Origin of the sequence: Massilia jejuensis (assembly GCF_042656795.1) — a bacterium.
Taxonomy (GTDB): Bacteria; Pseudomonadota; Gammaproteobacteria; order Burkholderiales; family Burkholderiaceae_D; genus Telluria; species Telluria jejuensis.
This window is the reverse complement of sequence record NZ_JBHSMS010000013.1, coordinates 218,635-239,085: the sequence shown is the minus strand read 5'-3', so window position 1 is coordinate 239,085 and position 20,451 is coordinate 218,635. Positions and strand designations below refer to the sequence as shown.

General features: G+C 69.5%; 18 protein-coding genes. 12 read left to right on the top strand and 6 right to left on the bottom strand.

Going from position 1 to position 20,451, the window contains the following annotated elements:
* Nucleotides 1-8 precede the first annotated feature (8 nt).
* Together ACFPOU_RS04225 and ACFPOU_RS04220 are read right to left on the bottom strand one after the other, a co-directional pair.
* Complete coding sequence (locus ACFPOU_RS04225) at nucleotides 9-1,811, bottom strand: 2Fe-2S iron-sulfur cluster-binding protein (protein ID WP_379717523.1); 1,803 nt, start codon at nucleotides 1,809-1,811, stop codon at nucleotides 9-11.
* Nucleotides 1,808-2,500 (bottom strand): PepSY domain-containing protein, encoded by a 693-nt coding sequence (locus ACFPOU_RS04220; protein ID WP_379717521.1) that lies wholly within the window; start codon nucleotides 2,498-2,500, stop codon nucleotides 1,808-1,810. Before ACFPOU_RS04220 ends, ACFPOU_RS04225 begins: the two co-directional genes overlap by 4 nt.
* A gap of 251 nt (nucleotides 2,501-2,751) precedes the next feature.
* Between ACFPOU_RS04220 and ACFPOU_RS04215 the strand changes: the two genes are divergently transcribed.
* The 4 genes from ACFPOU_RS04215 (at nucleotide 2,752) to ACFPOU_RS04200 (ending at nucleotide 9,181) form a co-directional block, all read left to right on the top strand.
* Nucleotides 2,752-3,132 carry a hypothetical protein gene (locus ACFPOU_RS04215; RefSeq protein ID WP_379717519.1) on the top strand — a complete coding sequence of 127 codons (381 nt, stop codon included), beginning with the start codon at nucleotides 2,752-2,754 and terminating at the stop codon, nucleotides 3,130-3,132.
* 66 nt (nucleotides 3,133-3,198) lie between these two features.
* Entirely contained in the window at nucleotides 3,199-4,530 is a 1,332-nt protein-coding gene (locus ACFPOU_RS04210; RefSeq protein WP_379717517.1) for a TolC family protein, read from the top strand.
* Complete coding sequence (locus ACFPOU_RS04205) at nucleotides 4,527-6,017, top strand: efflux RND transporter periplasmic adaptor subunit (RefSeq protein ID WP_379717515.1); 1,491 nt, start codon at nucleotides 4,527-4,529, stop codon at nucleotides 6,015-6,017. The genes ACFPOU_RS04210 and ACFPOU_RS04205 overlap by 4 nt, the downstream gene beginning before the upstream one ends.
* The gene (locus tag ACFPOU_RS04200; RefSeq protein WP_379717513.1) at nucleotides 6,014-9,181 is read left to right on the top strand and encodes an efflux RND transporter permease subunit; all 3,168 of its coding nucleotides are present in this window, start codon (nucleotides 6,014-6,016) and stop codon (nucleotides 9,179-9,181) included. Before ACFPOU_RS04205 ends, ACFPOU_RS04200 begins: the two co-directional genes overlap by 4 nt.
* A gap of 63 nt (nucleotides 9,182-9,244) precedes the next feature.
* Here the strand turns inward: ACFPOU_RS04200 and ACFPOU_RS04195 are convergent, their stop codons facing one another.
* Nucleotides 9,245-11,638 carry a glycoside hydrolase family 31 protein gene (locus tag ACFPOU_RS04195; protein ID WP_379717511.1) on the bottom strand — a complete coding sequence of 798 codons (2,394 nt, stop codon included), beginning with the start codon at nucleotides 11,636-11,638 and terminating at the stop codon, nucleotides 9,245-9,247.
* Nucleotides 11,639-11,759: 121 nt separating this feature from the next.
* On the bottom strand, nucleotides 11,760-12,074 hold the full coding sequence (locus ACFPOU_RS04190) for an EthD family reductase (protein WP_379717509.1): 315 nt from the start codon (nucleotides 12,072-12,074) through the stop codon (nucleotides 11,760-11,762).
* Nucleotides 12,075-12,275: 201 nt separating this feature from the next.
* Here ACFPOU_RS04190 and ACFPOU_RS04185 point away from each other — a divergent pair, with 201 nt between their 5' ends.
* From ACFPOU_RS04185 to ACFPOU_RS04170, 4 genes are all read left to right on the top strand, one after another.
* A complete protein-coding gene (locus ACFPOU_RS04185) occupies nucleotides 12,276-12,710 on the top strand; it encodes a universal stress protein (RefSeq protein WP_379717507.1) in 435 nt (144 codons plus the stop codon).
* 175 nt (nucleotides 12,711-12,885) lie between these two features.
* Nucleotides 12,886-15,060: a copper-transporting P-type ATPase gene (locus tag ACFPOU_RS04180; protein WP_379717505.1), complete on the top strand. Its 2,175-nt coding sequence runs from the start codon at nucleotides 12,886-12,888 to the stop codon at nucleotides 15,058-15,060.
* 43 nt (nucleotides 15,061-15,103) lie between these two features.
* On the top strand, nucleotides 15,104-15,466 hold the full coding sequence (locus ACFPOU_RS04175) for a hypothetical protein (RefSeq protein WP_379717503.1): 363 nt from the start codon (nucleotides 15,104-15,106) through the stop codon (nucleotides 15,464-15,466).
* A 76-nt stretch (nucleotides 15,467-15,542) separates the two neighbouring features.
* Entirely contained in the window at nucleotides 15,543-16,007 is a 465-nt protein-coding gene (locus ACFPOU_RS04170) for a universal stress protein (protein ID WP_379717501.1), read from the top strand.
* Nucleotides 16,008-16,120: 113 nt separating this feature from the next.
* On the opposite strand, the gene ACFPOU_RS04165 is transcribed toward ACFPOU_RS04170, so the two are convergent.
* The gene (locus ACFPOU_RS04165; RefSeq protein ID WP_379717499.1) at nucleotides 16,121-16,564 is read right to left on the bottom strand and encodes an Hsp20/alpha crystallin family protein; all 444 of its coding nucleotides are present in this window, start codon (nucleotides 16,562-16,564) and stop codon (nucleotides 16,121-16,123) included.
* Between the two features lie 319 nt (nucleotides 16,565-16,883).
* Here ACFPOU_RS04165 and ACFPOU_RS04160 point away from each other — a divergent pair, with 319 nt between their 5' ends.
* The gene (locus ACFPOU_RS04160) at nucleotides 16,884-17,924 is read left to right on the top strand and encodes a hypothetical protein (protein ID WP_379717497.1); all 1,041 of its coding nucleotides are present in this window, start codon (nucleotides 16,884-16,886) and stop codon (nucleotides 17,922-17,924) included.
* Here ACFPOU_RS04160 and ACFPOU_RS04155 read toward each other — a convergent pair.
* A complete protein-coding gene (locus ACFPOU_RS04155; RefSeq protein ID WP_379717495.1) occupies nucleotides 17,885-18,901 on the bottom strand; it encodes a ribose-phosphate diphosphokinase in 1,017 nt (338 codons plus the stop codon). The two genes, ACFPOU_RS04160 and ACFPOU_RS04155, sit on opposite strands and share 40 nt — an antisense overlap.
* 308 nt (nucleotides 18,902-19,209) lie before the next feature.
* Between ACFPOU_RS04155 and ACFPOU_RS04150 the strand changes: the two genes are divergently transcribed.
* The 3 genes from ACFPOU_RS04150 to ACFPOU_RS04140 are packed head-to-tail and all read left to right on the top strand — an operon-like array spanning nucleotide 19,210 to nucleotide 20,424.
* Complete coding sequence (locus ACFPOU_RS04150) at nucleotides 19,210-19,542, top strand: metalloregulator ArsR/SmtB family transcription factor (protein WP_379717493.1); 333 nt, start codon at nucleotides 19,210-19,212, stop codon at nucleotides 19,540-19,542.
* Nucleotides 19,539-19,970: a YeeE/YedE family protein gene (locus ACFPOU_RS04145; protein WP_379717491.1), complete on the top strand. Its 432-nt coding sequence runs from the start codon at nucleotides 19,539-19,541 to the stop codon at nucleotides 19,968-19,970. The genes ACFPOU_RS04150 and ACFPOU_RS04145 overlap by 4 nt, the downstream gene beginning before the upstream one ends.
* Before the next feature lie 10 nt (nucleotides 19,971-19,980).
* A complete protein-coding gene (locus ACFPOU_RS04140) occupies nucleotides 19,981-20,424 on the top strand; it encodes a YeeE/YedE family protein (protein ID WP_379717489.1) in 444 nt (147 codons plus the stop codon).
* Nucleotides 20,425-20,451: the final 27 nt, after the last annotated feature.

Here is a 20,451-nt window from a genome sequence, read left to right as displayed (position 1 = left end):
CCGCCGCGTCAGATCTTGAAGTCGTCGTAGGCGACGTCCTCGTCCTTCACGCCGAGGTCGCGCAGCATCGCCCGGGTGGCAGCGAGCATGCCGGGCGGGCCGCAGACATAGAACTCGAGCGAACCCGGATCCGCGTGCCGGCGCAGCAGCCGGTCGAGTACCAGTTCATGCACCAGTCCGCTGTGCGTGCCAGCCGCCCCCGCCTCTTCCGACAACACCAGCTGCCACTGGAAGTTCGGGTGCAGGCGCGCGAACGCGCGCATTTCGTCCACGTAAGGGGCGTCCGCCAGGCTGCGCGCGCCGTACCAGAAATGCAGCGGTTCGCCCGCGCCCCGGGCCAGGCATTCGTGGAGCATCGCCCGCAGCGGCGCCATGCCGGCGCCGCCGCCGATGAAGACCTTGGGCCGGGTGCCCGGCCGCAGCGCGAAGTCGCCGAACGGCCCGCTGAAGCGCACCTCGTCGCCGGGCTTGAGCGTGTACATGTAACTGCAGCCGCGACCGGCCGGCGTTCCCGCCACGAAGCGCACCAGGAAGGTCAGTTGGCCGCCGCAGCGCTCCAGCGGGACCGCGACCGAATACGCGCGCCGCACCGGTTCGGCGTTGGTTAGTTCAGGCGGCAGGTCCAGCGCTTGCCAGTGAGCGCGATGGTGCTCCGGAATGGCCAGGTCGTCCGCGCTGCGCCTGAACGCCGGCACGTGGATCTGGACATAGGCGCCCGGCCGGCATGCGAGCGGCCCTGCCGGACGTACCGTGACCTCGCGCAGGAAGGGCGTGAGCGCCAGCACCTTCGTGACCACGCCGGTACGCTCCGGCATCGCCGCCAGCGCCAGGCCGACGTCGACGTCGACACCGCGCTGCACGGGCAGCATGCACGCCAGGCGCATGCCCGCCTCGAGCTTGCGCGGCGACAGATGCGCGCGGTCGGCCGCCGTCGGCGCCGGGGCGTGGCCGGCGCAGCGCACCCCGCACAAGCCGCAGCTCCCGCCGCCGCCGCAGTTCGACGGCAGCTGCAGGCCCGCGCGTGCCAGCGCCCGGTAGACCGTGTCGCCTGCCGCCGCGGCCACCTCGCGCAGGGGCACGCCCTGGCCGTCGACCAGCTTGACGCTTGCGCGGCGGCGCAAGCGGACCGGCACGAACTGGGCCGGCCGCACGCTGGCGAACAGCAGCCACACGCCGGTCAGGGCCATCCACAGGCCGCCGACGGCGCTCGACACCAGCAGGGGATTGTTGAAGTCGGCGCGTTCGCCGTAGTCCATGATATGAAGCATCCAGAAAAAATCGAACACGCGCCAGGTGCTGTTGCGGTGCTCCAGCACATTTCCCGAGCGCGCCGATACGTAGACCGAGGTCGCCTCGGAATCGTCGAAGTCGACCCGCCAGACCTGTTCCTTGTGGGAACGCGTTTCCAGGGTCGGCGCCTGCAGGCGCGCCGGTCCGGCCTTGCCGGGTCCCGCGTACGAGGCGCGGGCGATGTCTTGCGCCAGCCGGGCATCGATCGCCAGGTCGGCACCGCTGGCGGCGTCGACCAGCCAGCTGCGCTTGCCGTTTTGCAGCCGGTAGACCGGCCGCTCGAGCAGCCAGCCGGAGGAGATCGCCATGACGCTCTCGCCGGCGGCGGCGACGACGGCGTCGGGGCCCAGCACGGTGGCCGGCCAGGCCGGCGGCACCGGCGGCTTGACGCGAAACGCGCGCCCCTGCACTTCGTTCGCGTCGAGCAGGCTCATGGCGACGCCGCTCGCCATCCACAGCGTGAACTGTATCGCGAGCAGCACGCCGGCCCATTTGTGAAGACGCCTCAGCCAGTGGCTCATGCTCGACGCCTCCGGCCGATGCTGTAGAACAGCAGCCAGACGCCGCTCAGGGCGAACACCAGCCCGGTCGCCGAGGCCACGCGCAGCAAGGTGTTGTTGACGTCCTCGCGCTCCTCGTAATCCATGATGTGGAACATCCACAGGAAGTCGAACCATCGCCACAGCTCGTGGCGGCGCGCCACCAGGTCGCCGGTATGGGGCGAAAAATACAGCGTCGTCCTGCCCGCCTCGTCGTAATGGACGGCCCACAGGGGAACCGGACGCGCGCCCACTTCCCGGGGCGCCCTGGTGACCCACTCGACGCCGCGGATACTGCCTTCGCCGGCATAGGCCGCATCGGCCAGCGCGACGATATCGTCCCGTTCGAGCGGGCTGATCCTGTCGCCGCTGCCGGCGTCGACCAGGCTCGCCTGCGCTCCCTGCCGGATCTCGTAGACATCTCGTCCCAGCAGGTTCTTCATGCGGATCGACGTGATGCCCGGGTAGCGCTCGTGCAGGCGCGCCTGCGGGAGCCGCCCGGGCGCCGGCGCGAGCGGCTGCGCCGGCAGGTGCGCCAGGTGGTCGCCGTGGATAACTTCCAGCGGCACCACCGCCATGTAGAGCCCGCTGATCATCCAGAGCAGCGCTTGGACCCCGATCACGAGGCCGATCCATTGGTGGGCGCGTCGCACCCGGAAAGCTGATTGCATGGTTGTTGCTTGTCGCTGGTAGGTTGAATGAAGTCGGAATTGTCCGCCCGGCATTATCCGCTTAGCATTATCCGCTCCCTTGCTCCTCGACCGGGAGAAACTTGACTCCCGGCAAACATGAAATGATATCGGGCACGTGCGCATATGTCGATCCGGGCATGCGCCGGCGCCCGCCCGCCCGGTCCTCAGCCGGTGTTGGTGGTTTTCCATCCCCGCGCTACAATGGGCTTCGATTTCATGGCAGCTTTCCGATGCGACGCTCGCGACCGTCCCTGTTTTACCGCACCGCCCTGTTCCTCGTCATCGCCATGATGGCGTCGGCCATGGCGATGGCCGCGTATGTGTGCCCGCAACTGACGGTCGAGCCGGATGCGGTGGCCATGATGGACGGCATGCCCTGCGCCGGCATGGATCTCGAACGGCCGGCGCACTGCGCCGAGCTGGCCGCCGATACCCAGGCTTCGGTCGACCACCAGAACGCCGCGCCCGCCCCGGCGCCGCCCTCGCCCGCGATGCTGCTGCGCATCGTCGCGCCGCCGGCGGACGCCGGCGCCTGGCTGCCGGTGGCGCGCGACGCCCCCGCCCCCGCGGGCGACCCGCCCTACCTTCGCACCCTGCGCATTCGCCTCTGATCCCCTCCCGCCTGCATACCGCCCGGCCGCTGTCCGCCGGGACCCGATATCCATCGCGGAGGAACCATGTTGTCCTTGTTTACGCACCGGCGGGCCGTGCCCGTTGGCGGCGCGCGGCGCCGCCATGCCGTGCCCATTTCGCTCTCCCTGCTCGTTTCGCTTTCCCTGCTCGCCGCCGGCGCCAGCGCCGCGCCCGAGCCGCTCCCGCTTGCCGACGCATTGCGCCTGGCCGCCTCCGCTTCGGCGGCCGGCAAGGCGGCGCAGGCCGACGTGGCGGCCGGGCGCCAGGCCGCGGCGCGCGCCGGCCAGCTGCCCGACCCGATGCTCAAGTTCGGCATCGACAACCTGCCCGCGTCCGGGCCGGACGCCTTCCGTCCGAATGCCGATTTCATGACGATGCGCCGGATCGGCATCGAGCAGCAATGGGTAGCGCGCGACAAGCGCCTGGCCCGCGTGGAGCGCGCACGGCGCGCCGTGGACGCCGGGGATGCGGTGCACCTGGAGCGGCTCGCCGACGTGCGCGTGGCGGCCGCCAAAGCGTGGTTCGCCGCCCTCCACGGGCAGCGCGCCGTGGCGCTGGCGCAAGCGATCACCCGCGCGATGGAAGGCGACCTGGCCGCCCTCGAAGCGGCCCATCGCGGTGCCGGGGCCGCCGCCGCCGACGTCCTGCAGGCGCGCGCCGAACTGGCGCTCGCCCGCGACGGCGTGGCGGCAGCCGAACAGGATCTGCGCGCCGCGCTGACCGCGCTGCGCCGCTGGACCCGCACGGGGACAGCCGCGGTGCCGGACACGCCTCCCGCGCTCGCCGTTCGCGCACCCGGCCCGCAGGCGGCCGAACTGGAACGGCGCCACCCTGCCGTCCTCAGAGCGCGGCGCGGCGTGGACCTGGCCGATGCCGACACCGCCGCCACGGTGCGCGACACCCGGCCCGACTGGTCGTTCGAACTCGGTTTCGCCCAACGCGCCAGCCCGTACTCGAACATGGTGTCGTTCGGCGTCAGCGTTCCCTTGCCGCTGGCCCGGGCACAGCGGCAAGACCGTGAGGTCGCCGAGAAGGCGGAACTCGGCACCAAGGCCAGGCTGGACTACGAAGAGGCGCTGGTCGCCGCGCGCTCGGCGATCGAAACGCAGTCCGAACGCCTCGCCGGCATGCAGGGCCGCATCGTCCGCCTGCGCGAAGCCCTGCTTCCGGCAGCCGAGGAACAGGTGCAGGCCGCGCTGGCCGGCTATCGCGGCGCGGCCGGGAGCCTGAGCGCGGTCTTCAAGGCACGCCGCAATGCGCTCGAACGGCGCCTCCAGGTCAATGCGCTGGAACTGGAAGCGGCGCAGACCTGGGCCGAACTCGAGCTGGGCCTGCTCCCGCAAGACGGCAACCCGGCTGCGGGAGACGCGCGATGAAACCGATCTCCCTGAAGCGAACCGGCCTGCTGGTGGCGGCCGGCATCGCACTGGCCGGCGCCGGCTACTGGCTCGGAACGCAACGGGCCGCCCCGGAGGCGGGTGGCGCCGGCCCGGCCGCCGCGGCTGGCCGGCGCGTCCTGTACTGGCACGATCCGATGGTGCCGGGCCAGCGTTTCGACAAGCCCGGCAAGAGCCCTTTCATGGACATGCAGCTCGTGCCCGTCTATGCCGACGAGGACGCGGCGGCCGGCGTGACGGTATCGCCAACGCTGCAGCAGAACCTCGGGATCCGCTACGCGGCGGTACGGCGGGCGGACGTCGCCGACACGCTCGAACTGGTCGGCACCGCCGAATTCGACGCGAGCGCCGAGGAAGTGATCCAGAGCCGCGCGCCCGGCTTCATCGACAAGCTGCACGTGCGCTCGCCGCTGCAGCGGGTGCGGCGCGGCCAGGCGGTGGCAACGCTGTTCGTGCCTGAATGGATCGCTCCCCAGGAAGAGTACCTGGCGCTCGCACGCGCCGGCGACGACGTCCTCGCGGCCGCCTCGCGCCAGCGCATGCGCGCGCTGGCCATGCCCGAGTCCCTGATCGCGGAGCTCGCGCGCAGCGGGCGCGTACAAAGCCGGCATACCCTGACCGCCCCGATCGCGGGCATCGTCGGCGAGCTGGGCGTGCGCGAAGGCGCCCAGGTCACGCCGGGCATGACGATCGCGAAGGTGGTCGGCATGGACACGGCCTGGCTGCTCGCCGAGGTGCCCGAGGCGCTGATCGGCGCGGCCAGGCCCGGAATGCAGGTCGTCGCGACCGGCAGCGCGGACCCGCGGCGGACCTACCGCGGCAAGGTGCGCGAGCTGCTGCCCGGCGTGAACGCCTCGACCCGGACCGCCAGGGCGCGGATCGAACTCGACAACAGGGATGGTTCGCTGACGCCGGGCATGCTGATGCGGGTACGCCTGAGCGGCGCGAAAACCGCCTCGAAGCTGCTGGTGCCGAGCGAAGCGGTGATCGCTTCGGGTACCCGCTCGGTCGTGCTGGTGGTCGAGGGCGGGAACCGGATCCGTCCGGTCGTCGTGGCGACCGGACGCGAGGTAGGCGACGATACCGAGATCACTGCCGGGCTGGCGGAAGGCCAGCAGGTGGTCGCGTCCGGCCAGTTCCTGATCGACTCGGAAGCGAACCTGAAATCGATCCTGCCGAAGCTGGCGGGCAGCGCACCGGCCGCCGCGCGCACGCCGGCGCAGCCCGCCGCGACGACCCATGCAGGCGTCGGCAAGGTCGAGCAGGTCACGGACGAGGCCCTGACGCTGTCGCACGGACCGATTCCAACGCTCCAGTGGCCGCCGATGACGATGGACTTCAAGAAGCCCGGACCCGGCGCCTTCCAGGACATCCGCGCCGGCCAGGTCGTCGAGTTCGAGTTCGTCGAAGGCGAGGACGGCTACGAACTGAAGAAGGTGGTCGTGTCGCGCAAGGACAAGCCGTGATCGCGCGCATCATCCGCGCGTCGATCGCGGGACGGGTGTGGGTACTGCTGGCGGCGGCACTGCTGGCGGCGTGGGGCGTGCACGCGCTGCGCGCCACCTCGCTCGACGCGCTGCCCGACCTGTCCGATACCCAGGTCATCATCCGGGCGCAATACCCCGGCAAGGCGCCGCAGCTGGTCGAAGACCAGGTCACCTATCCGCTGACGACGGCCCTGCTCTCGGTGCCGGGAGCGAAGGCCGTGCGCGGCTACTCCTTCTTCGGCGATTCCTTCGTCTACGTGCTGTTCGACGACGAGACCGACCTGTACCGGGCCCGCTCGCGCGTGACGGAGTACGTCAACCAGGTCCAGGGCCGCCTTCCGGCCGGCGTGCGCGCCGAACTCGGTCCTGACGGCACCGGCGTCGGCTGGATCTTCGAATACGCACTGGTGGACCGCAGCGGCCGGCTCGACCTGAGCCAGCTGCGCGCGCTCAACGACTGGTTCCTGAAGTTCGAGCTCAAGACCGTGCCGGACGTGGCCGAGGTGGCCAGCATCGGCGGCATGGTACGGCAGTACCAGGTCGTGCTCGATCCCGAACGGCTGCGCGGGTTCGGGATCTCGCATGGCCAGGTGCTCGATGCCATTGGCGAGGCCAACGAGGCCTCCGGCGGGTCCGTGGTCGAGCTCGCGGAAACCGAATACGTCGTCAGATCGCACGGCTACCTGCGTTCGCTGGAAGACTTCCGCCAGATCGTCCTGAACGCGAGCGACACCGGGACGCCGGTGCTGCTGCGCGACGTGGCCAGCGTCCGGCTGGGACCGGAAATGCGGCGCGGCATCGCCGAACTCAACGGCGAGGGAGAAGTCGCCGGCGGCGTGGTCGTCATGCGTTCGGGGAAGAACGCGCTCGACACCGTCGCGGCGGTAAAAGCCAGGCTCGACAGCCTCAAGCCTTCGCTGCCGCCCGGCGTCGAGGTGGTGACGACCTATGACCGCTCGACCCTGATCAAGGCCTCCGTCGCCAACCTGGCCACCAAACTGGTGGAGGAATTCCTCGTCGTCGCCATCGTCTGCGCGGTATTCCTGTTCCACGTGCGCAGCGCGCTGGTGGCGGTGATCACCCTGCCGCTGTGCGTGCTGGCGGCCTTCGTCGTCATGCGCTACCAGGGCGTGAACGCCAACATCATGTCGCTCGGCGGCATTGCGATCGCGGTCGGCGCCGCCACCGACGCCGCCCTGGTCATGGTCGAGAACGTCCACAAGCACCTGGAAGAACATGGCGCCGCCCATCCGGGGCAGGCCATCGACGCCCGCACGCGCTGGGAACTGGTGGCGCGGGCATCGATCGAGGTCGGGCCGGCGCTGTTCTTCTCGCTGCTGGTCGTGACCCTGTCCTTCGTGCCGGTGTTCGGCCTGGAAGCGCAGGAGGGCAAGCTGTTCGGGCCGCTGGCCTACACGAAGACCTACACCCTCGCCGCCGCGGCCGGTCTCGCCATCACGCTGGTGCCGGTGCTGATGGGCTATCTGATCCGGGGACGGATTCCGAAGGAGTCCGCCAACCCGCTCAACCGCTTGCTGGCCAGGGCCTACCGCCCCGTGCTCGACGCCAGCCTGCGCCATCCGGGCACCACGATCGCCATCGCGCTGGCGGCGCTCGCCCTCACGGCCATTCCGCTCTCCCGGCTGGGCGGCGAATTCCTGCCCGCGCTGAACGAGGGCGACCTGCTCTACATGCCCTCGGCACTGCCGGGGCTGTCCGCCGCCAAGGCGGCCGAACTGCTGCAGCAGACCGACCGTCTGATCAAGACGGTTCCGGAGGTCGCGACCGTGTTCGGCAAGGCCGGACGCGCGGAAAGCGCGACCGATCCGGCGCCGATGGAGATGTTCGAGACCACGATCCAGTTCAAGCCGAAGGACCAATGGCGCGCGGGAATGAGCACCGACCTGCTGGTGCAGGAACTGGACCGGATCGTCAAGGTGCCGGGCCTGTCGAACGTGTGGGTGCCGCCGATCCGCAACCGCATCGACATGCTCTCGACCGGCATCAAGACGCCTGTCGGCATCAAGGTGTCGGGACCGGACCTCGGCCAGATCGACAAGCTCACCACCGCCATCGAGGCCGCCGTCAAGCCGCTTCCCGGCGTCGGTTCCGCGCTGGCCGAACGGCTCGGCGGCGGGCGCTACATCGATATCGGGATCGACCGCAGCCGCGCCGCGCGCTACGGCCTGGGTGTCGCCGAGATCCAGTCGCTGGTGGCGTCGGCGATCGGCGGCCGCAACGTCGGCGAAGTCGTCGACGGCAGGCAGCGCTTTCCGATCAACGTGCGCTACCCGCAGGATTACCGGGACTCGGTGCAGGCGCTGCGCGACATGCCGTTCGTGACCTCGCGCGGTGCCCATATCCGGCTCGGCGACGTGACGACCATCGTCGTGACCGACGGGCCGCCGATGATCCGCAGCGAAAACGCGCGCCTGTCGGGATGGGTGTACGTGGACGTGCGCGGCGTCGACCTGTTGACGGCGGTGCGCGCGATGCAGGCCAGGGTGCGCGAAACGGTGGTTCTCCCGCCCGGGTATGCGATCGGCTGGTCCGGGCAGTTCGAGTACCTCGAGCGCGCCTCGAAGCGCCTGGCGACCGTGATTCCCCTGACCCTGCTGCTCATTGCCGTGCTGCTCTACCTGGCCTTCCGCTCGGTCGGCGAAGCGCTGCTGCTGATGGCGACCGTGCCCTTCGCCCTCGTCGGCGGGTTCTGGTTCATCTGGCTGCTGGGGCATGCCGTCTCGGTGGCGAGCGCCGTCGGCTTCATCGCCCTGGCCGGACTGGCGGCCGAATTCGGCGTCGTCATGCAGCTCTACCTGCGCAATGCGCTCCAGAGCCGCCTCGACGCCGGCAGGCCACTGACGAGCGAACTGGTGCTCGAAGCGATCCGCGAAGGAGCGCTCCAGCGCATCCGTCCGAAGGCCATGACGGTCGCGGTCATCGTGGCCGGCCTGCTGCCTGTCATGTTCGGCGACGCGGCCGGCTCCGAGGTCATGCAGCGCATCGCCGCGCCGATGGTGGGCGGCATGGTCACCGCGCCGCTGCTGTCGCTGCTCGTCATTCCCGCCGCCTGGCGCCTGCTGCAGGAGTGGCGCATGCGCCGCACGCCCGGCGGCCGGGGCGGCCGGGCCGCGGCGCCGTGAGCCGGTCGCGGCGACGGCGGACGCCGATGGCATGGCCCGGGCGCGCGCCCGTTTACAGCATGTTCACAGGACGACGACGACCTTCGCCTGCAGCTGCCTGCGCGCCGGAACCTGCACGTCGAGCAGCTTGTGCCGGGCATTCCAGCTGGCCGCGACCGCGCGCCCGTCGACCGTGACCGAGCGCGGCCTGGCCTGGACGTTATGCACCTTCAGGCGGAAGCCGCGCCCGGCGGCCGGATAGGCCTTGCCGGTCTCGGTCGCGAACCCGATCGCCAGCGTGCCGCCGGCATACCGGCTGTTGAAGCGCACGATCTCGTACTTGCCCGCCTCGTAGGCGCCGGCCGTCTCCCCGTCGTCGTGGTACAGCTTGCCGTTCGACGCCGCCACCGAGGCGTCGTGGTAGTAGTGCAGGTCGATCTGTCGCCCCGTATAGTCGCGCGTGCTCTGCACCACCCTGGCCATCGGGACGAACGCGCCGGCGCGCACGAACACGGGAATATGCGCCTCCACGGGCTTGACGACTTCGAGCACCCCGCCGCGGTGCACGGCGTCGGTGTGCAGGTCGAACCAGACGCTGCCGCTATTCGGGAAGAATACTTCGTGGCGCGCCGCGCCCGGTTCGACCACCGGCGAGACCAGGAAATCCGGACCCCACAGATAGGTGCCGGCGCGGTCGACCGCGCGCTCCGGATCGTTCTCGACGAACATCAGCGGGCGCATCAGCGGCATGCCGGTCTGGCTGTTGTCGAAGGCGAGCGTGTAGTTATAAGGCAGCATCGCATAGCGCAGCCAGACCGCCTGGCGCGCCAGCACCTTGGCGCGCGCGGAACGAAATACCGGCTCCGGCGCCACCTCGTGCTGCGCATGGGGACGGAACACCGGCTGGAAGACGCCGTACTGCAGCCAGCGCACGTACAGCTCGTCGTCGAGCACGGGGCCGGCGAACCCGCCCAGGTCGGAGTGCATGTAGGCCAGGCCCTGCATGCCCATCTGGAGCGAGATCTCCATCTGCGACTGCAGGCCGCCCCAGCTGCGGCTGACGTCGCCCGACCACGGGATCATGCCGAAGCGCTGCGAGCCCGAGTAGCCGGCGCGCATCAGGATGAAGGGACGCTCCTGCGGGAATTCCTTCCGGTAGCCCTCGGCGATCAGGCGCGCCCAGTCGTGGCCATACACATTGTGCACCGCGTTGGCCGGGCGGCCGCCATGCCGCAGCCCGGCCGGATGCACTTCCGGCTCGCCCAGGTCGCCCCACCAGCCGCCCACGCCGCCCTGCTTGAGCTGCTTGTAGATGTTCCAGAGCCAGTCGCGTCCTTCCGGCTTGTACAGGTCGATCAGGCCGGTGTTGCCGAAGTAGAAATCGTAGGTCGCGCTCTGGCCGCGCTCGTCGGTGGCGAGCACCTTGCGCTCGACCGCTTCCTGCCAGCGCTTGGACGTGGTCAGGACGAAGGGCTCGCTGATGACGATCGTCTTGACGCCCTTGCGCTTGAAGTCGGCCATCATCCGCTCGGCATGCGGGAAGCTGTCGCGGTCCCAGTCGAGGTTGCCCATCGTGCCCTTGACCTCCTTGCCGAACCAAAACAGGTCGAGCACGACGGCGTCGAGCGGGATCTTCTCGGCGATGAACTTGTCGACCACGGCGCGCGTCTCGGCTTCGCTGCGGTAGCCGAAGCGGCTGGCGAAATTGCCGAAGGCCCAGCGCGGCGGCAGCGGCTGGCGGCCGGTCAGGCCGGTGTAGCCGGCCATCACCTCGTCCCAGCTGTCGCCGGCGACAACCTGGTAGGTCTTGCGGCCGCCGCTGACCTCGTAGCGCAGCGTGCCGTCCTTGCGGCTGTCGAAATCGAGCCAGCCGGTCTGCGGGTTGTCGAAGTGGATCGCGTATTTCTTCGAGGACAGCGCCACCGGCATCGTGTAGTTGAGCAGCTCGGAGCGGTTGCCGTAGCCGTAATGGGCCTTGTTGTAGAGCTCGAAGCGGTGGCCGCGCCGGTTCATGCCGACCGCGCGCGCGCCGGCGCCGTACAGCGCCTCGCCGTCGCTCAGTGCGAACTCGATCGTCTCGAATTCCTTCCCGCGGCCGTAGCCGCGCTTTTCGGCCACCAGCGGCCTGCCCTTGTAGGCATAGCTGATCCGGAACGGCTGCTTGTCGATGGTGACCGCGATGCCCGGCGTGGCGAAGACCAGGCGCGCCCCTTCGTCCTTCAGGGTCGCCTGCACCTGGCCCGGCGCCATCGCCACCGCATGCGAGGCCGGATCGGCGCGTTCGCCGGCCGGGATGAAGGTGGTCTCGACGATGTTGTCCGCGTAGGGCTTGATCAGGTAGCGGCCGTCGCTGGTGGCGATGTCGAGGGTGTCCTGGCTGCGCGTGAAGCCTTGCAGCTGGCGCTCGGCATTCTGGGCCGTGGCGAGCGGGCTGGCGGCCAGGCAAAGGGCCAGGTGGGCGATTCTTGCGTTTTTCATGTCGTGGTGGGCGTCGTTGTAGGTGATCCGTCCGCTATTCTAAAGCCAGGACGCGTGCCCGACGGTAACGCCACCGCTGCGCGCAGGCCCGCCGCCCCGCCGGGACGGGGCGCATGCGCGGCTAGCCGACCAGCACCTCGCTCATCTGGACGACCGGCTGCTGGTTGGTGTAGTTGGGGATGTCGCCCATGATTTCCTTCGTGTGCGGACCGAACCCGGCCTGGAAGGCTTCGACCGAGTCGCAGAACAGATGGCCCATGGCGATGTAGGGTGCATTCGCTTGCGGCGTGCCCGAGGCCAGCGCCCGCTCGACCGTGTAGTGATGGCAGTAGTCGCCCATCAGCCGTTTCACCATCGGCATGTGGCGCTCGACGTAATAGGCCGCGTCGAAACGGGCGTCCGGGCTGTTGGGGTACATCACGCTTACCTTGATCATCTTTTCTCTCCTCGCAATGGTTGGGGCTGGCTCGCCGGGCTCATCATGCGCCGGCGCGCCGCGCTTGCCAAGTGCCGCATTGCGTCCCCGGGTGCATACTGCAGTCTGGCGTCCGCCGGGAACCGGCGCGCCCGGGCGCTTGTCCGACAGGTCGAGTCCACCGATCAGCGCGGGGCGAAGCACGCGCGCCAGGGAGAAAACATGAAAAAATTGCTGGTACCCTTCGACGGTTCGGAAAGCGCGCTGCGCGCAGTCCGTCACGCCGCCGCCGAGGCGACATCGGGGCCGGCCGCCGAGATCCACCTGCTGCACGTCATCGAGCCCTTGCTGCCGGCCATGCTGTCGGACCCGCCGGACGCCTGCGAGGCCGGGCGCCTCGACGCGCATTTTCCGGCGCAGGCCGCGGAAGCGCTGGCGCCGGCCGTGGCGATCCTGGTACGCGCCGGCGCCAGGTATTCGCTCCACTGCCTGAACGGAAAGCCGGGGGCGCAGATCGCGGCCTATGCGCGCCTTGCCGGCTGCGACGCCATCGTCATGGGCACGCACGGGCGCAGCGCCGGCGCGAACCTGCTGATCGGCTCGGTTGCCACCCAGGTGGTGAAACTGGCCGACATCCCGGTCACCCTGGTCAAATAGGACCAGGACCGGCCGGATCGGCGTCACGAGACAAGTGCGCGAGGTCGGCCTAGCCCCGCGGCGCCCATGCAATCCGGATGAATTTGATCCATGTCAAAGATTCAGACCCTTACATCGTCCTACAGTGGGCATGTGGCTTGCCGGCATACGTCGTTTCACTGGGAGACAGGACCGAATGGAAATGCGCGAGCATCCGCTGGAAGGCGGCCTGCATGCGCCGCCGGGCGCCGCTGCCGGGGCGGCGAAGATGCAGGCTGCGCCCGGCACCGTCTACACCTGCCCGATGCACCCCGAGATACGCCAGGACCATCCCGGCACCTGCCCGAAGTGCGGGATGACGCTCGAGCCGGTGGTCCCGCTGCCCGGGGCCGACGACGACACCGAATTGCGCGACTTCAGCCGCCGCTTCTGGCTCACGCTGCCGCTGACGGCCGCGCTCGCCCTGCTGGCCATGGCCGGGCACCGCCTGGGCCTGCTCGAGGGGCGTACCCAGGCCTGGGCCGAACTGATGCTGTCGCTGCCGGTCGTGCTGTGGGCGGGCTGGCCTTTCTTCGTGCGCGGCGCGCGCTCGGTGGCCGCGCGCAGCCCGAACATGTGGACCCTGATCGCCCTCGGCACCGGCGCGGCCTTCGCCTACAGCGTGGCGGCCACCGTCGCGCCGGACCTGTTTCCGGCGTCGTTCCTGTCGATGGGACGCGTCGGCGTGTATTTCGAGGCGGCCGCCGTCATCATCTCGCTCACCCTGCTGGGACAGGTGCTCGAGCTGAAGGCGCGCTCGCGGACCTCGGCCGCGATCCGGTCGCTGCTGGACCTGGCGCCCAGGACCGCGCGCCGCATCGCGCCCGACGGCGGCGAAGCCGACGTGCTCCTGGCGCAGGTGCGGGTGGGCGACCTGCTGCGCGTGCGCCCCGGTGAAAAGGTGCCGGTCGACGGCGTCGTCGTCGACGGCGCCAGCGCCGTCGACGAATCGATGCTGACCGGCGAACCGCTGCCCGTCCCGAAAGGCGCGAACGACAAGCTCATCGGCGCCACGCTCAACACGAGCGGCGCCCTGACCATGCGTGCCGAACAGGTCGGGACCGGCACCGTGCTGGCCCGGATCGTCGAGATGGTGGCGGCCGCCCAGCGCTCGAAAGCGCCGCTGCAGCGCATGGCCGATGTGGTGGCCGGCCGTTTCGTGGTCGCCGTGGTGATCGTCGCCGTGCTCACTTTCCTTGCCTGGAGCCTGTTCGGTCCGGCGCCGCGTCCGGTCCACGGGCTCGTCAACGCCGTGGCCGTGCTGATCATCGCCTGCCCCTGCGCCCTCGGACTGGCCACGCCGATGTCGATCATGGTGGCGACCGGCAAGGCGGCAAGCAAGGGCGTGCTGTTTCGCGATGCGGCGGCAATCGAGAAGCTGCGCGAGGTCGATACGCTCATCGTCGACAAGACCGGCACCCTGACCGAGGGCAAGCCCGCCTTCGAGCGTGCCGTGGCGGCGGCCGGCTTCGGCGAGGACGAGGTGCTGCGCCTGGCCGCCAGCCTCGACCAGGGCAGCGAACATCCGCTCGCCGCCGCCATCGTGCACGCCGCGCGCGCGCGCGGCCTGGCGCTGGCCGCACCGGCGGGATTCGAATCGGCCAGCGGCATCGGCGTGCGCGGGACGGTCGGCGGGCGCGCGCTTGCGCTCGGCAATACCGCCCTCATGAACGGGCTCGGCATCGATACGGCGCCCCTGCAGACAGCCGCGGAAGCGCTGCGCGCCGAAGGCGCCAGCGTGATGTTCCTGGCCGTCGACGGCGTACCGGCGGGGCTGCTGGCCGTTTCCGACCCCATCAAGCCAAGCACCCCGGAGGCGCTCGGCACGCTACGCGCGGCCGGGGTGCGCATCGTCATGGCCACCGGCGACGGCTGGACCACGGCGCGCGCGGTGGGCCGGCGCCTCGGCATCGGCGAGGTCGTCGGCGAAGTCACGCCGGCCGGCAAGCTGACGCTGGTCGAGCGCCTGCAGCGCGAGGGACGGGTCGTGGCGATGGCCGGCGACGGCATCAACGACGCCCCCGCGCTGGCCCGGGCCGACGTCGGCGTGGCGATGGGCACCGGCACCGACGTCGCCATGCACAGCGCGCAAGTGACCCTGGTCAAGGGCGACCTGCGCGGCATCGCGACGGCGCGCCAAATCTCCGAGCGGACGGTGCGCAACATGAAGCAGAACCTGCTGTTCGCGCTGCTCTACAACGCGCTCGGCATTCCGGTCGCCGCCGGCATGCTCTACCCGCTCACCGGCTGGCTGCTCTCGCCGATGCTGGCCGCGCTGGCGATGAGCCTGAGCTCGGTATCGGTGGTGGCCAATGCGCTGCGGCTGCGATGACTTGAACCTGCGGCGAATGCCGTCAACCTGAAGGAGAATGAGTATGTCGATCGAGCGAAACGCATTCATGCGCGCCCTTGCCGCGCTGTCGGCGGGCATGGCGCTTGCCGCCTGCACCATGCCGCGCGAGGCACCCGCGCACGCCGCGCATCACCCGGGCCAGGCGGCGGGTGCGCCGGCGCCGGCCTCGATGGGGGGTGGGCAATCCGGCGCGGCCACGGCGGCTGCGCCGGCGTCCGCGGACAGGCCGGCATCCATGGACATGCAGCGCATGTGCCAGATGCACCAGGACATGCACAAGGCGCCGGCCGGGGAAAGGCAGGCCATGATGGAGCAGCGCATGAAAGGCATGTCGCCGGAGATGCGCCAGCAACACATGGACATGATGCAACAGCACTGCAAGTAAGAATCAGGTTCCAGGAGTTCCAAGATCACGCCAGCGCCGGTCCCGGCGCGGCCGACATCCTTCAAAGGAGAACACCATGTTCCAGCGCATCCTCGTCCCGACCGACGGCTCGGACCTCGCGGCCGCCGCCGCCCAGGCCGCGATTGCCTTCGCCAAAGTGTGCGGCAGCGAGATCGTTGCCCTGTCCGTCGTTCAGCCGGAACCGGCGGTCCCGATGGGCGAGGCGGTGGCGGCGATCGGCATGCCGGGACCGGACGTTCCGATGGAGCAGGCGCAGCTGCATGTGGCGCGGGTCTCGGAGGCTGCCGCCGAGGCCGGCGTCAAGTGCACGACCGTCACCTGCTTCGGCTATGCTCCCGCCGACGAAATCGTCGATGCCGTCAAGCGCACCGGCTGCGACCTGATCTTCATGGCCTCGCATGGACGGCGCGGCTTGAGCCGCCTGATCGCGGGCAGCGTCACGCAGCGGGTGCTGGCATACGCGCCGGTCCCGGTCATGGTGTACCGCCCGCAGCCCGCTTCGGGCAAGGCGGCCGGATGACGCTCCGGCCGGCAACGGCGCCGTCCGCCGGTGCGCCCCGCTGAGCTGCCTCGGCAAAACGCCGCGCCGTCCGGCCTCGACGACGCGACAGGCCGGGCCGGCTAGGCGCCCGCTTATTGGATTTGCAGTTGCTTGGGAGCAGTGCCAGGCTTTTTCGGCAGCGTCAGCTCGAGAATGCCGTCGTTGTACTTCGCGACGGCCTGGCTATCGTCGACTTCCTGCGGCAGGGTGAAGCTGCGCGACTGCTGGCCGTAGTAGCGCTCGCTGCGCAGCATGTTGTGCTCCTGCGCCTGCGTTTCGCGCCTCACCTCGGCACTGAGCATGACCTGGTTGCCGTCGATGGCCACCTTGATGTCTTCTTTCCGGACACCCGGGATTTCCGCCTTCAGCGCATAGGCCTGGTCGGTCTCGGACACCTCGATCCGGATCGGCGGCGCGGTCTCGGCGCCGCGCCATGACGGCACCAGCCGAAAGTCGCGCATCAGGTCTTCGATGTCGCGAAAGGATTCGAAGCGCGCGATGTCGCTGAATGGATCGTAACGCGTCAGGCTAGCCATGACTTCCTCCGTTTTCATGAAATTCCAGGAGCACGCCGGGTCGTTGCATTGCCGGATGCCGGCACGCGCACGCAGGACCTCGATCGAGGACGAAACCGCCGCGCACCCGGGCGGCAAATTTCACTGTAGGACAGCTTTCTGGCTTCCGCGTGAGCTACATCAATGTCGTGTGAGTCTATTCGGCCAGGCGTCGGTGCGCGGATCGATACTGCGTCGATTTGAGATGAATCAACCTCTACTCGAGGTTTGCGCGTGGCCGAGCAGGAAGGCCGCGTTACGATCAAGACAGGAACAGCCCGGATATGCATCCAGCACTGCGATGTCAGCCGCCGCCCACGTCACGCTCGAGTCGAAGATCGCTTTCCTGCGCCAACCGGGCAGTTTCGCCGACTGCTCCGGCCGGATCGAGGCGATCGAAACCCACATGTCCTGGGTATTCCTCACGGATGCGCATGCGTACAAGCTCAAGAAGCCGGTGCGCCAGGACTTGTTCGATTTCCGCAGCCTCGACGCACGGCGCCATTATTGCGAGGAAGAGCTGCGCCTGAACCGGCGCCTCGCCGCCGAGGTGTATGTCGAACTCGTGCCCCTGTCGATCGATGCGCTGGGCCATTTGCGGCTGGGCGGGCATGGAATCGTGGTCGACTGGCTGGTCAAGATGCTGCGCCTGCCGCGCCGGCACATGCTCGACTACGCGCTCGGGCATGGCGGCGCCGCTCCCGCGGACATCGCCCGCGTCGCCGCCCGGCTGGCCGCCTTCTACCGCGCCTGCACCCCGGTCAGGCTCGATCCGGCGGCCTACCGCGCCCGCTTCCGGCGCGCGATCGCGCTCAACCTGCGCATGCTGAGCCGGCCGGTCTACCGGTTGCCGGCGGCGCGCGTGACGGCCCTGTGCCGGGCCCAGCATGCGTTGCTCGACGCCAGGCGCGACTGGTTCGACCGGCGCGCGCGGACAGGCAAGATCGTCGAGGGCCATGGCGACCTGCGCCCCGAGCACGTCAGCCTCGGGCCGCCGGTGAGCATCATCGACTGCCTTGAATTCTCGCGCGCGCTGCGCCTGGTCGACCCCGTCGACGAACTCGGCTTCCTGGCCCTGGAATGCGAACGCCTGCATGCGCCGGACTTGGGCGCCCTGCTGCTGCGTACCTATGGCGACCTGACCGGCGACCTGCCCGGCGCCGCGCTCGTGCACTTCTACCAGGGCTTCCGGGCGGCGACCCGCGCCCGGATCGCGATCCGCCACCTCGACGAGGAGCAATTCCGCCATTCGCCGGAATGGTACCGCCGCGCCTGCCAGTACTTGTGCCTGGCGCAAGCGCATCAGGCATCCGTCAGTTCGGACATCGAGCCGCCGCCGTGAAGCCGTTCGATCGCCTGGGCGAACAGGCCGGCACAACCGAGCGTGCGCAGCTTGCCGGTGGCCATGGCGGCATCGAGTCCGGCCCCGGCCACCGTATCGGTGATCGCCAGTTCCCGCAGCGCGCTGCCGGCCAGGATGGCCGCCGCATCGCCGCTCAGCAGGCCATGCGTCGCGGCGGCGTACACGTCGACCGCGCCGCGCTCGCTGCAGGCCTGCGCGGCGCGGGCCAGGGTGGCGCCGCTGCCGACCAGGTCGTCGACGATGATCGCGTCCTTGCCGCCGACCTCGCCGGCGAACATCTCGCCGCTCAGGACGCCCTCGCTCCGGTGCTTTTCGCAAAATGCCGCGCCGACCGGTTTGCCGAGGGCGCGCGCGAGGCGCTGGCGAAACTGCTCCATCCGCTTGAGGCCGCCCGCATCCGGAGACACGACAACCAGCTCGCGCTCCCGGCACCGCGACGCGAAATGGTCCACGAACAGCCCGGTGGCTTCGAGGTGTTCGGTGCGGCAGCGAAACGCGTTCTGGAAGGCCGCGAGGTTGTGCACGTCGACAGTGACGAACACGTCCGTGCCTACCGCTTCGAACAGCGCGGCCACGTAGCGGGTCGTGACCGGGTCGCGCGGCTTGGTCTTGCGGTCCTTGCGCGCATAGGCCAGGTAGGGCGCAAGCACCGTGACGCGGGCCGCGGCGGCGTCCTTAAGCGCCCCGATGAAAAACAGGAGGCGGCACAATTTGTCGTTGGCGCTGTGGCGCCCGTCGCCATGCAGCGAATGGAGTACATAGACATCGCGCGCGCGCACACTCACCAGGGGCCGTGCCTTGTGCTCGCCGCCTTCGAATTCCCGCTCCTCGTGCGCGCTTACGGCAAGGCCGATGCCCTGCCCGACCCGCTCGGCGAACGCGCGGCTGCCGTCGAGCGCAAACAGCAGGGGCGCCGCGCCGGTCGCGGGTAAATACGCAGGCGGTGCAGTGGGCATCGGGTCGTTCCTTGTGCCAAGAACCTGTTCTTGAAGGCAGCCATCAGCGCACCGATTCTGGCACGGCGCTTCAGGGAATTTTATAGGAATACACCTAACCTGTGATCGGAATTCAAGAGGGGTTGGCCTGGCCGGAAGCCGCCGCTCCCGCGTCCGGGACTACTTGCGCGGCAATGGCAAAGTCCTTGTCGAGGTGACGCATGACCATGCGATCTCCCGGCGATGAAATGCGCGAACATTATATTGACGCATAGATCGTCGTAATATATAATATCGTCACGCATAACGAAACGCGGGAAGGGTGCACGATGGGCGAGGTAAAGAAACTGGACTTGGAGGCGATGCAGTCGGCCGCGGCACGCGCCTGCGGGATGCTGAAAGTGCTCGGCAATCCCGACCGGCTGCTCCTGCTGTGCCAGTTGACGCAGGGCGAGTTCTGCGTCAGCGAGCTCGAAACGCTACTGAACATCCAGCAGCCGACCTTGTCCCAGCAACTGGGAGTGTTGCGCGAAGAGGGTCTCGTCAGCACCCGGCGCGAGGGCAAGCAGATTTTCTACAAGCTCGAGAGTGTCGAAGCCACCGCGATCATGCAGGTCCTGTATCAACTGTTCTGCCAGCCAGGCAAGGGAGCAACGCCATGACGATCGACTGGATGCACTTCACGCCGCAGACGGCGCTTGCCGGCGGCGTGCTCATCGGACTGGCGGCAGCCGCCCTGGTCCTGTTCAACGGCAGGATCGCCGGCATCAGCGGCATCCTCGGCGGCTTGCTGCGCGCGCAGCGCGGCGACGCCGGCTGGCGCGTGGCCTTCCTGGCCGGCCTGCTGGCGGCCCCTGTCGTGTATGGATTGTTCGCGGCCCTGCCCGCGGTCACGGTCGATGCCGGGATTGGCACCCTGGTCGCGGCCGGCCTGCTGGTCGGCGTCGGGACCCGCTACGGCGCCGGCTGCACCAGCGGCCACGGCGTATGCGGCATCTCGCGCATGTCGCCGCGCTCGCTGGTGGCGACGGCGGCCTTCATGTTCGCCGGCTTCGTCACCGTGTATATCGTCCGCCACGTCTTTCATTGAAGGAATCGACATGCAAATCCTCATGGCATTGGCGGCAGGCCTCCTGTTCGGGATCGGCCTGATCGTCTCGGGCATGACCGACCCTGCCAAGGTCATCGGCTTTCTCGACCTGGCCGGCAACTGGGACCCCTCGCTCGCCTTCGTCATGGGCGGAGCGATCCTGGTCGGCGTGTTCGCCTTCCGCCTGGCACGCAAGCGCGACCGCTCGCTGCTCGGCGCGCCCATGCGCCTGCCGACGGCGACCGGCATCGATCGCCGCCTGGTGCTCGGTTCGCTCGCCTTCGGCGCCGGCTGGGGACTGGCCGGCTACTGCCCCGGCCCGGCCCTGGCATCGCTTGCCTCGGGCGGCGAAGAGCCGCTGATCTTCACGCTGGCGATGCTCGCCGGGATGGCCCTGTTCGAAGTGCTCGAACGGCTAGCGAGCGCACGCATGCCGACCCGGGGCGGCGCATGAAGGCGGCCCCGGCGCGTCCCTCGGCCA

Excerpts from the sequence above, each read along its gene's own strand:
- ACFPOU_RS04140 (WP_379717489.1), top strand. The coding sequence starts at position 19,981 with ATGCAAATCCTCATGGCATTGGCGGCAGGCCTCCTGTTCGGGATCGGC.
- ACFPOU_RS04220 (WP_379717521.1), bottom strand. The coding sequence starts at position 2,500 with ATGCAATCAGCTTTCCGGGTGCGACGCGCCCACCAATGGATCGGCCTC.
- ACFPOU_RS04145 (WP_379717491.1), top strand. The coding sequence starts at position 19,539 with ATGACGATCGACTGGATGCACTTCACGCCGCAGACGGCGCTTGCCGGC.
- ACFPOU_RS04195 (WP_379717511.1), bottom strand. The coding sequence starts at position 11,638 with ATGAAAAACGCAAGAATCGCCCACCTGGCCCTTTGCCTGGCCGCCAGC.
- ACFPOU_RS04225 (WP_379717523.1), bottom strand. The coding sequence starts at position 1,811 with ATGAGCCACTGGCTGAGGCGTCTTCACAAATGGGCCGGCGTGCTGCTC.
- ACFPOU_RS04215 (WP_379717519.1), top strand. The coding sequence starts at position 2,752 with ATGCGACGCTCGCGACCGTCCCTGTTTTACCGCACCGCCCTGTTCCTC.
- ACFPOU_RS04185 (WP_379717507.1), top strand. The coding sequence starts at position 12,276 with ATGAAAAAATTGCTGGTACCCTTCGACGGTTCGGAAAGCGCGCTGCGC.
- ACFPOU_RS04160 (WP_379717497.1), top strand. The coding sequence starts at position 16,884 with ATGTCAGCCGCCGCCCACGTCACGCTCGAGTCGAAGATCGCTTTCCTG.
- ACFPOU_RS04210 (WP_379717517.1), top strand. The coding sequence starts at position 3,199 with ATGTTGTCCTTGTTTACGCACCGGCGGGCCGTGCCCGTTGGCGGCGCG.
- ACFPOU_RS04205 (WP_379717515.1), top strand. The coding sequence starts at position 4,527 with ATGAAACCGATCTCCCTGAAGCGAACCGGCCTGCTGGTGGCGGCCGGC.
- ACFPOU_RS04175 (WP_379717503.1), top strand. The coding sequence starts at position 15,104 with ATGTCGATCGAGCGAAACGCATTCATGCGCGCCCTTGCCGCGCTGTCG.
- ACFPOU_RS04150 (WP_379717493.1), top strand. The coding sequence starts at position 19,210 with ATGGGCGAGGTAAAGAAACTGGACTTGGAGGCGATGCAGTCGGCCGCG.
- ACFPOU_RS04155 (WP_379717495.1), bottom strand. The coding sequence starts at position 18,901 with ATGCCCACTGCACCGCCTGCGTATTTACCCGCGACCGGCGCGGCGCCC.
- ACFPOU_RS04165 (WP_379717499.1), bottom strand. The coding sequence starts at position 16,564 with ATGGCTAGCCTGACGCGTTACGATCCATTCAGCGACATCGCGCGCTTC.
- ACFPOU_RS04190 (WP_379717509.1), bottom strand. The coding sequence starts at position 12,074 with ATGATCAAGGTAAGCGTGATGTACCCCAACAGCCCGGACGCCCGTTTC.
- ACFPOU_RS04180 (WP_379717505.1), top strand. The coding sequence starts at position 12,886 with ATGGAAATGCGCGAGCATCCGCTGGAAGGCGGCCTGCATGCGCCGCCG.
- ACFPOU_RS04170 (WP_379717501.1), top strand. The coding sequence starts at position 15,543 with ATGTTCCAGCGCATCCTCGTCCCGACCGACGGCTCGGACCTCGCGGCC.